Source organism: Streptomyces sp. NPDC005899 (genome assembly GCF_040629645.1).
GTDB lineage: Bacteria > Actinomycetota > Actinomycetes > Streptomycetales > Streptomycetaceae > Streptomyces.
The window spans coordinates 1-9,389 of the sequence record NZ_JBEXWB010000256.1 but is presented as its reverse complement, the minus strand read 5'-3'; the positions used below and the strand labels follow the sequence as shown (position 1 = coordinate 9,389).

Here is a 9,389-nt window from a genome sequence, read left to right as displayed (position 1 = left end):
AACTGCGGCGGGTAGTTCTTCATGACCACGAGATGTCCGTTCTCAGATCCGCAGGATCCAGTGTCTCGTGTGTCCAACATCAGGGGTCAAGGCCCGTGCTCGTGCGTGAGATCTTGGCTTCTGTCCGGCCCCGCCAATAGAAGCCATCCGCTCTTGTTTCGGCTCCCGGCGCCGACACCCTCCCGCTGATCGGCCCGCGCTCACCAGCTTGTCCCCTCAGCCTCGGCGCGCCAGGACGGGACGTCTGCAATGGCCGCAGGCCCAGCGGATGAAAGGTCAGCTCTTCAGCGGAACGCCAGGCAACTGCAACCGGCTCTCGCCGTTGCTGCTCAGGGCAGTCAAAGCGACGCTCAATGGAGTTGCGGCTCCACGCAGGCGCAGTTCACGGACGATGATGCCAGCTGCGGTTTCAGCTGTGTACAGGCCGGGATCGAAGGAAGCAATCCATGCTTGGAGCTGATGGACTCTTTGCTGCCATCCGCGGGCTGCGACGTCGTCCGGGTCAGGCCTGGCGGTCGTTGTCCGATCGTCGTGAAGGAAGAGAGTGAGCCCTTCCTCTGCGCTCTGTAACAGGCCCAGGACGAGGTCTCCGCTTACCTGCTCGGTCAAGTCGAACGCAACTTCGTCGCACCAGCCCGCTTCGTACAGGAGGCTGGTCTGTGCAACCCAGAGCTCCAACAAGCACCGCAGCGACTGCTCAAGCTGGCCCCAGTCGCTCGTAGGCAAAACACCGGGCTGCTCCAGTGCAGACCCTCGCCGTACAACCCGCCACAGGTAGGGCAGCTCGAAGTAGCTAGCCGCCTGGCCGGGTCTCGTGCCCACTCCGCTGCGGAAGGCAGTGGCCTCGGCAGCGTCGAGAACCGCGGACGACCGGAGTGACATCGTCACTCCTTGCTCCTGTGCCACCGTGAGCGTCTTTTGCCCATGGCGCCAGCGGACGAGCACTCCTGCGGCTCCTCCGGCATACAGGTCGGGAGGTCCGAGTTGCGACTCAACTTTGTTCAAGATGTCCGTGAAGTATATGCGATCGGGAGATATGGGCCGGTTCATGGGCGGTGCGCCGTCCAGAGGCTTGCCTGAAAGCAGGTCGTCTATCCCGGAAGCGATGAGGTCGGAGTCGACCGCTTCGGCTACTTCTACTTCCGCGTTCGAGATCACGGCTTCTCACTCCTAATACGTGTGTGGAGTACGGATGAGTGTGGTGTGCATGCGGTGGGAGTATGCGCGTCCCTGTGAGGCGGGGCTTGGTGTCTGGACGCCGCCCAGAGGAACCCGACACGTCTGTACCCGGCCGCGTGCCGGCGGGCAGGCTGCGCTGGCACAAGGACAGTCGTCAGCGCGTTGCCGTGCCCCCTCGGGCATGTGATAGGCACGCCGCCCGAGCCCTACGCAAAACCGGGAGCACGGACTGTTTTACCACAGCGGGCCCTGAAGGTTCCCGCAAGAACCACGGCACCTGCGTTCACGCAGGTGCCGTGAAACTCCTCAGCCAACGGCGGGAAGCGCTCAACCTGCGGCCGGACCCTCCCAGCGGATGCGGTTCCAGCGGTCCGATTCGTAGTCCAGGCCCTTTTTCAGCGCACTCATCGTCGCCATGCCCGGAAGCACACCCTTCCACATGCTTTCAATCCGTTTGTGCAAATCAGTCCGAAGAGGCCCAGTGATCTGCAAAGAGGTCAGCTGCGCCCCCACGAAAGTGGACTGGAGCAGCTCGGCGGCCGAACGTGGTGTCCAGTCGGCAGACAGATGACCCATCCCATCAACCTGCGTCATCAGGTAGGTCACCAACTCGATCCACTGGCGCGTAGGCCCGTAAACGTCCAGGTCAGACGGCACGCCTCCGTCGATGGACAGCCGGACTCCCGCCCTGGCCTCCGGATGAGTCTGAAGGAGACGGGCGTAGGCGAACGAGGTATCGATCGTCTCCTGCCACTTGGACTCATGAGGGCTGATCCTGCTCATCGGCACCTGGACTGCCAGCAAAGCCTCGGCGATCTGATCTTTCGTATTGAAATGGTGGTAAAGGGCGCCTTTAGTGATTTGCGCACGGTCCAGGATCATGCTGATCGATGTGGCGGCATATCCCTTTTCGTCAAAAATCTCCGCTGCGGCATGAATGATTCGACTTCGCGTCTCCATCGACCGCTTCTGTAGTGCCCGCGGGGCCGGTTCTTTGTAGCTTTTATCGGTCATGTTGTTACGTGAGCTCTCTAATGGTGTAAATCGAACATAAGACACGTAGAGCACTTCCGTGCTCGCCCATATTGCTAAACCGACCGACCGCCCCGTAATATGCGCGTTGGTCGAGACGGACTGCGTGCACCTCCTGGAGCCGTGTCTGTCGGCGTTCTTGTCCGTGTTAAACGTCTCGAGAAGGATGGGATGTATGCAGGTGGCAGCCGCATTCCCTTCATCTCCATTCTCCTCACGCGTCGTACAGGGCGCGATGGAAGTGGCAACCCAGCCCCTCGGCATGTCAATGCGGAGGATGTCGAGGCTCGGCACCCCTCGGTGGTTCGATCGAAGTGTCAGGTGTGTTGTCCGTAAACAACACACCTGCCCTTCGGGGCTTCTGTCGGGGAGGCGGGCAATCGTTCCCCTGCATCAGATGAATTTTGCGGCACATAGCGCTTCTACAGAGACGAAGACCTCCCATCTGAGACTCGCAGAGCGACCTTGTCATGCTCCCCCACGCCGGCGGGGGAGGGGCCACATCGATACCCTGTCAGCGATGTGCAGGTCACCGTCGGTGGACGATCACCGATCACACCACAGGGCAGAACTGTTCTGCGGGCCAGGGAAGACGAAAGAGTGCCTGACAGGGCAGGGGGTAGCGCCCCCGGCGGATTTCCCCAGCAGACCGCCCTCGACGCGGGAGGGACCGTACTCCTTCGGTCCCTCGTCCCTTCAGTCCCTTCCCAAAAGACCAGGTCACAGCGATGTGCTCGGAACCGAAGGGACTGAAGGGACTCAAACTCCCTGTTCCACCTGCGTGCGGGGGCGCGTATGCGCGCGTACGTAAAACGTAGTACCTCTATCCCTGGTGCGCTCATAACTAGGGAAATGAGTCCCTTCAGTCCCTCCCTTCTGGTGCTCAGGTGCTCTGACCTGCGGAAACACCATGGGGACTGAAAAGGGGCCGAACAGTCCCTCCGCCCCAGCAGGCCTTCAGTCCCTCGGCCGTCGGCCTGAAGGACATGTCGCCCTGGCCGGTGTCCTTGTCACATCCCCGAGGGACTGAAGGGACTGACTCTGCAATAAGTGCTCATGCCTCCCACGGCGGGACGTGCCCGTGCGCTAGGCTCTGGCCGCTATAAGGGAAAGTCAGTCCCTTCAGTCCCTCAGTCCCTCGTCCGGTCCTCCCTGACCAGGTAAAACGCACTGGATCCAGCTGAGGTACCACCCCTGTCCACCCCAAGAGGAACGGACCGACGAACAGTGCAGCGCCCCGCCGACACGGCCTTGTCCGGAGTCGCGCAGCCGCCGGGCCCCGTGGACGTGGCCCGCTGGCTCGCAAGCCGTCAGTGGCCGGTGCACCCGCTTGCCCCGGGGCGCAAGACTCCGGCGGCCAACTGCGAGCGTTGCCGTGTACGTAGTCACGCGCCTTCGCAGTGCCCCTGCCACGAGCAGGGCCGGTGGTGTCACGGCTTCCACAGCGCGACCACGGACCTCGCCCTGATCGATGCCTGGTGGCGCCGAGAGCCACGTGCGGGAGTGGCTGTGTCGTGCGGGCCCGCCCATCTCGTCGTCCTGGACGTTGATGCCCATACCGCGCAGGTCCCGGACCGCAGCCGGCTCCTTCCGGGCATCCGTATCCCGGAACAGGTCGACCTGGCGGGGCTCGCCTCAGGCTTCGACACGCTGGCCCTTCTCGCGGCCTACCGCCGGGAACCGAATCCCGTCGAGGACGACAGCACCCTGCGTGTGCGCACGCCGTCCGGGGGACTGCACATCTGGTACGTCAATCCCACACCCACCGTCCGTTATCGCTCCTCCACCGGGTCGAGCCCCAGGACCGCGCTGGCGTGGCAGGTCGACGTGCGGGCCCACGGCGGATACATCGTGGCCCCCACCACCCGCACCTCGACGGGCGTGTACGCGCCCCTGGGAGCTGTGCGGGACCCTGCCCCTCTCCCCTCATGGCTGGCCGCCGAACTGACGCGCACGGGCCACGTCCCACAGGCGGCCCCGGTTTCCGTGCCCGTCCCGCGGTCGGGTGGACAAGCCCGGGCACCCCGTAGCGGCCCCGCTCAGGCACTCTTGCGGCCGCTCATCGAAACCGTGCGCGCGTGTGCCGCGTACGCCGAGGGCGCCGGCTTCACGGAAAAGTTGAACCGAGCGGCGTTCACGGCTGGAGGACTCGCCGGAGCAGGACACCTGAACCCTGCCGAAGCCCGCCAAAAGCTGGCAGAAGCAGCTCACTATGCTCGTCCCCACCAGAACCGCCGCAATGAGACGATCATCGACGCAGCCCTTACCGCAGGCGCCAGCCGCCCGTTCCACCCCAAAGGACTCGCATGAGTAGCGCCGAGAGCAGCCGCTTCGACGCGGTTGCCGCCGCTCAGCAGATGCTCGACCTCGAGGGCGCGGCTCCCGCCTGGGTCCCTCCCCAGCAGGTGCAGGCACCTGTCTCGGTCGAGACACCGGCCCTGCTGCCGCCCATGCTCACGGACCGGGGCAACGCGAAGCTCTTCGCCCAGCTCTACAGCGACCAGTTCCGCCACGTCGAAGGCCTCGGCTGGTACTGCTGGGACCAGTTCCGGTGGAAGCGTGTGGGCGGCGAGAAGGCCGCTCTGTGGGCCGCTGGAGACATGGCCGAGCAGATGTCCCCCACCGACCCGAGGGGCATCTTCAGCGACCGCGAGATCGCTCAGCACCGCCGGCGGACCATGTCCACGAGCGGTATGAAGGCCCTGCTCCACCAGGCGAAGGCCGCACCGGCGCTCAGCCTCGACCCGGACGTGCTCGACGGCGACGCCTACTCGCTGTGCACCCCCTCGGGAGTCGTCGATCTGCGGAACGGCCGTCTGCGCAAGCCCGATCCGATGCGAGACCTCCACTCCCGGGCCACCCAGGTGGCTCCCCAGGTGATGCCGACACCGCGCTGGCAGGCCTTCCTCGAGGACACCTTCGGCGACGACGCCAAGGGGCAGGAGATGATCGACTTCCTGCACCTGTTGCTCGGGTACTCCATCACCGGCGATGTCGGCGCGCAGGTCCTGCCCTTCCTCTGGGGGAAGGGGGCCAACGGCAAGTCGGTCCTCCTGGACGTCATGATCCAGGTCATGGGGGACTACGCCGACGCCGCCCCGCCGGGCTTCCTCATGGACAAGGGCAACTTCGCCGAGCACTCCACGGAACTGACGGAGCTGCACGGCCGCCGCATCTTCGTGTGCAGCGAGCTCAAGCCCAACGACAAGTTCGACGAGGCCCGGGTCAAGCTGCTCACCGGTGGGGACAAGATCAAGGCCCGGCGCATGCGCCAGGACTACTTCAGTTTCACCCCGACCCACAAGCTCTGGCTGCTGGGCAACCACCAGCCAGAAGTCGGGACCGGTGGGCATGCGTTCTGGCGTCGTATCCGGCTCATTCCCTTCGAGCGCGTCGTCGCGGCCGACAGGAAGATCGACAACCTGGCCGGCGAACTCGTCGAGGAAGAGGGTCCCGGGATCCTGCACTGGCTGATCCAGGGCGCGATCCGCTACCTCACCACCCGGGATCCTCTGAGCGGGCCGTCCTCCGTGCGTCTGGCCACCGCCGCGTACGAGACGACCGAGGACCACATCGGGCGCTTCCTGGGCGAGTGCTGTCTGCGTCAGGGTCCGGACACCGGGGACCTCCGCGTGGAGCAGGGCCTTCTCTACGCGACCTACACCGCCTGGTGCAGCTCGGAGGGCATCCGGGCCGACACCGCCCGGGCTTTCGCCGGCCGCATCCGGCAGGAGGTCGGGCTCGCGTCACCCGCCGAGATGCTGAAGTCCAGCGGCAAGAAGTACTACCCCGCCCTGGCGTTGCTGAAGGACGACATCGTCCGTCCTGACGGACCGGCAGGTGGACGTTGATGAGGCACCACGGCTTTCCGCCCGGGATCTGGGCATCGTCATACCATGGGAACGTCCCGGACCACCGCACCGCCCGATCCGTACCGAGCATCCGCACGTACCACCACACCACCGACAAGGAGCTGCGTCCATGAGCTCGCTGCTGCAGGAAAGCCAGCTCGCACACGAAGCGAACGTGGTGTGGCTGGAGGACCTCGACGAACTCGACTACGTCCGTCAGGCGCTCGACAAGAGTGCCCGCCGCGGCGGGAAGCCCCGCTACGCGCGTGATGGACGCATGGTCGGTTATGCGGAGCTCGACAAGGAGGCCGAGGCCAACCCCGACAGCGGCCTCTTCCAGCGCCGTACCTTCTTTCTCCTGCCCCATGACAGGCCGAACGACCCCGAGGGCCTCTACAAGGAGGGTGCCCCGGGCGAGGCGGTCGACCCGCGCACCATCGAGCCGAAGCGGGTCGGGGAGAAGACCCCGCGTTCGCAGGGGAAACGCAGAACCGAGATAGTGCCCTCCTGACGCAGCTCTCCTCCTCCTGCTCCGGCCGGCCGCGAAGGACCGTCCCGGGGTCAGGCCGTCCCCGAGACGGTACGTGTCAGCGCGGTGGAGCCGGGACCGCGTGCTGGCCTGGTACCGGACCCACCGCGGACACCGGCACGCCGACGTTGCCGCGTGCACACGCAGCCGGTTAACGCAGTCTCCGCAGTTCTTTGACCGCGGCGACGACAGCCAGGCAAAGGAGCATCGTCCCGCCGAAAGCGGCACCGCCCGACAGGGTCGCGTCGACGAGCCCCGCGCCACTGCGCAGCGTCAGCATGATGACGACGAGCGCGACGACGGCGGAGAAGAGCACCAAGTGGGTGGCGGTCGAGGACGCCCCTTTCAACCCGCGGTCCAACCGCAAGCAGTGGACTTCGGACGGGGCGAAACGTCTGGTCGGACATCAGGTCGACAACCCGGTCTCGGTCGAGGAGAAAGTCCGGGCGGTCAAGGACCTGACCCGCGATGACGACGTCGTCTGCTGTTTGATCCCGAGCTGACCGGGATGGCCCGCCAGCAGCTGGACCAACTGACAGAAACTCTGGCCCCGGACGGCGACTTCCAGCGCGGCCGACCGCCCCGGCTCTGTTTCCTTGGGCAGGTCCTGGCCACCGTGCTCCACCTGCGGGTCGCCCTGGCCGCGGAACCTCTGGCCGTGCTAGTTCGGCAGCAGCAGGACCGCCATGCACCGCACCCTCCTGAAGAACCGGCGACTGCTCGACGCCCATGACATTGCAATCACGCCCGCAACGACCCCACCCGCCGGTCTCACGGCCCTCCAAGCACGTGTCCTCGCCCTGACCGACGAGCGAAGCAACAAGATCAAGACGACAGGTTAATGATCGGCAGGCCCTTAGGCCATGGTTCGAGAGGGCTCCTTGCGCGGTCCCGCCATGCGCAAGACGAGAGGACTGACATGGAGGGTGACGCGAACAACCCCCGCAAGCCCAGGAAGCACCGAGACTGACGGCACACCACCATCACGCCCAACCTGCGGGAATGGCTGGTTATGCCGAGACAGTCCGTCTCCAGCAGCTTCATGTGTGGCGTAGCGAACCGGGTCGGCGACTTCGCCACCCGCCGAGTCATCGCCTGGCTCATCACCCGCCGATAGCCGCCCCTGAACAGTCGGGCCCTGCCTGCTCCCAGGGGCCCGACGCACGTCTATCCCCTGCTCGTGCGGTCGTTCGTCCTCAGGCGCAGGGTTTCCGAGTGGGGACACGAGGACAACGACGACACCTTCGATAAGGGGCTCGTTGCCGGGTTCGGCAAACCGACCGACTCAAACGATCCACTCCACCACCACGCTGGGGTAGTGGACCCCGGCCTCACATCGATGCGACAACGGACTGGAAGCCTGCCCTCGCTCTCGAGAACATCACACTTCGCAGAACACGGAGCCCCGTCGTGAACCGGCGAGGACTGATGAACGATCGAGGCGAAGATCGAGGGTGATGCGACGGAGTAGGTCAGGGTGTTCATCGCGCATCACTGAAACCGCAACAAGCCAAGGTCGAACGCTATTGCGCCAGTTTGCCCTGAGGCGTATGGGCTAAGCGAGCGTGGTTGCTAGAACTAGTGCTTCGATATCGGCCTGTAGGACGGAGTGTGAACCCGCATGCCCACAAGCGCAGCAATGCCACTGCGGAAACTCTTAGCCGTGTCCCTGGTCACCTTACTGTTCTCAGCGCTCGCCGCATCGACGGCCACAGCCCGTCCGGCCAATTCCGGTGTCGCAGCCGTTGAGACCTATGTTCTGCCACTTGGGCAGTACCGGTTGGGCGAAGCGCTTAAAAGCGGAAGCATAGCCACCAACCAGGCGAGACGGCTGGCCGCTGAACAGAGCCCGGCTCTGCTGGCTCGTGAAACAGTAGGGCCAGCCGCCGGCTACGCGCAAAAAGACACGCAGCTTTCTGTAATTTCGAAGCCGCAACGAACCACTTCACCGGTCAGCACGGCGGCGCCTGCTGCAGTCACCTATCCCGAGCCGTCTCGCAGCATGACGGGTAGCGAGTGCCGCACGGCATTGGGGTCGACAAGCAAGTTCTTCCTGAAATCCCGATTCGCCGTTTGCTCGGGCGCCAGCTATCTGCAGACATGGCTGAAAGACGGCAAGCCTGTCGGTGAAAGCGCCTTCGACGTGGTAGTAGTGGGCACTATTCCGCTTAACAGCAGAGTGATTTCGTACACCTATCACGTGATGAACATGGCGACGGTAGGGACGACCGGGGCCGCTGGTCTGAGCATCACCCTGAAAGGAAAGATCGCACAGAGCTGGCCGTCGACCGTCGCCTATATCTATGGCGGAACAGCCATGCCTGCTGCCAGGACCTGGGCACAGTTCCAGACGGCGAGCAGCCTGACTACCACGGTCACGGCCGGCAACGGCGCGGGCTCGAACGGCTCCACCGAAAGCATATTCGCCGTCTACCAGCCCTCGGTGAGCGTGGCGCCACCAACTGGCTGGAAGCTCAGCGGCGCCACGGGTGGCGACATCTTTATGCTGGCTCCACGCTGGGACAAGGCGAGCTACCTGGCAAACAGCACTAACGGAGGTGGGGACTGCTGCACGGATAGGTGACACCTTGACCTGGCTTGCCGAGAGGCGGCCTGGAAGGATGTCGCAGTGCCCAAGCCGTATCCGAAAGAGTTCCGCGATGACGTCGTGAGGGTCGCGCGCAATCGCGAGCCCGGCGTCATGCTGGAACAGATCGCCGCCGACTTCGGCGTCCACCCGATCACGTTGTCGAAGTGGCTGCGCCGCGCCGACACCGACGAGGGCGGCGCCAAGCCCG

Annotated in this window: 7 protein-coding genes and 2 pseudogenes; 6 read left to right on the top strand and 3 right to left on the bottom strand. The window is 64.8% G+C overall.

What is annotated here, in order from left to right; translation table 11 throughout:
• Positions 1–276 precede the first annotated feature (276 nt).
• Positions 277–1,158, bottom strand: a complete 882-nt coding sequence (locus ABZ371_RS23870; protein ID WP_358683063.1) for a hypothetical protein — start codon at positions 1,156–1,158, stop codon at positions 277–279.
• 348 nt (positions 1,159–1,506) lie between these two features.
• On the bottom strand, positions 1,507–2,193 hold the full coding sequence (locus tag ABZ371_RS23865; RefSeq protein WP_358683061.1) for a ScbR family autoregulator-binding transcription factor: 687 nt from the start codon (positions 2,191–2,193) through the stop codon (positions 1,507–1,509).
• A gap of 1,305 nt (positions 2,194–3,498) precedes the next feature.
• Between ABZ371_RS23865 and ABZ371_RS23860 the strand changes: the two genes are divergently transcribed.
• From ABZ371_RS23860 to ABZ371_RS23850, 3 genes are all read left to right on the top strand, one after another.
• On the top strand, positions 3,499–4,521 hold the full coding sequence (locus tag ABZ371_RS23860) for a bifunctional DNA primase/polymerase (RefSeq protein WP_358683065.1): 1,023 nt from the start codon (positions 3,499–3,501) through the stop codon (positions 4,519–4,521).
• Positions 4,518–6,062, top strand: a complete 1,545-nt coding sequence (locus ABZ371_RS23855; protein ID WP_358683059.1) for a phage/plasmid primase, P4 family — start codon at positions 4,518–4,520, stop codon at positions 6,060–6,062. Before ABZ371_RS23860 ends, ABZ371_RS23855 begins: the two co-directional genes overlap by 4 nt.
• Before the next feature lie 130 nt (positions 6,063–6,192).
• Positions 6,193–6,573, top strand: coding sequence for a DUF6009 family protein (locus ABZ371_RS23850; RefSeq protein WP_358683057.1), 381 nt, complete (start codon positions 6,193–6,195; stop codon positions 6,571–6,573).
• 169 nt (positions 6,574–6,742) lie between these two features.
• On the opposite strand, the gene ABZ371_RS23845 is transcribed toward ABZ371_RS23850, so the two are convergent.
• The gene (locus tag ABZ371_RS23845) at positions 6,743–6,910 is read right to left on the bottom strand and encodes a hypothetical protein (RefSeq protein WP_358683067.1); all 168 of its coding nucleotides are present in this window, start codon (positions 6,908–6,910) and stop codon (positions 6,743–6,745) included.
• Here ABZ371_RS23845 and ABZ371_RS23840 point away from each other — a divergent pair.
• From ABZ371_RS23840 to ABZ371_RS23830, 3 genes and pseudogenes are all read left to right on the top strand, one after another.
• Positions 6,870–7,013, top strand: a pseudogene (locus tag ABZ371_RS23840) (DUF6192 family protein); the annotation flags it as partial. The gene ABZ371_RS23845 and the pseudogene ABZ371_RS23840 sit on opposite strands and share 41 nt — an antisense overlap.
• 17 nt (positions 7,014–7,030) lie before the next feature.
• A pseudogene (locus ABZ371_RS23835) lies at positions 7,031–7,433 on the top strand (ISAzo13 family transposase); the annotation flags it as partial.
• An 821-nt stretch (positions 7,434–8,254) separates the two neighbouring features.
• Positions 8,255–9,175, top strand: coding sequence for a hypothetical protein (locus tag ABZ371_RS23830; protein WP_358683055.1), 921 nt, complete (start codon positions 8,255–8,257; stop codon positions 9,173–9,175).
• Positions 9,176–9,389: the final 214 nt, after the last annotated feature.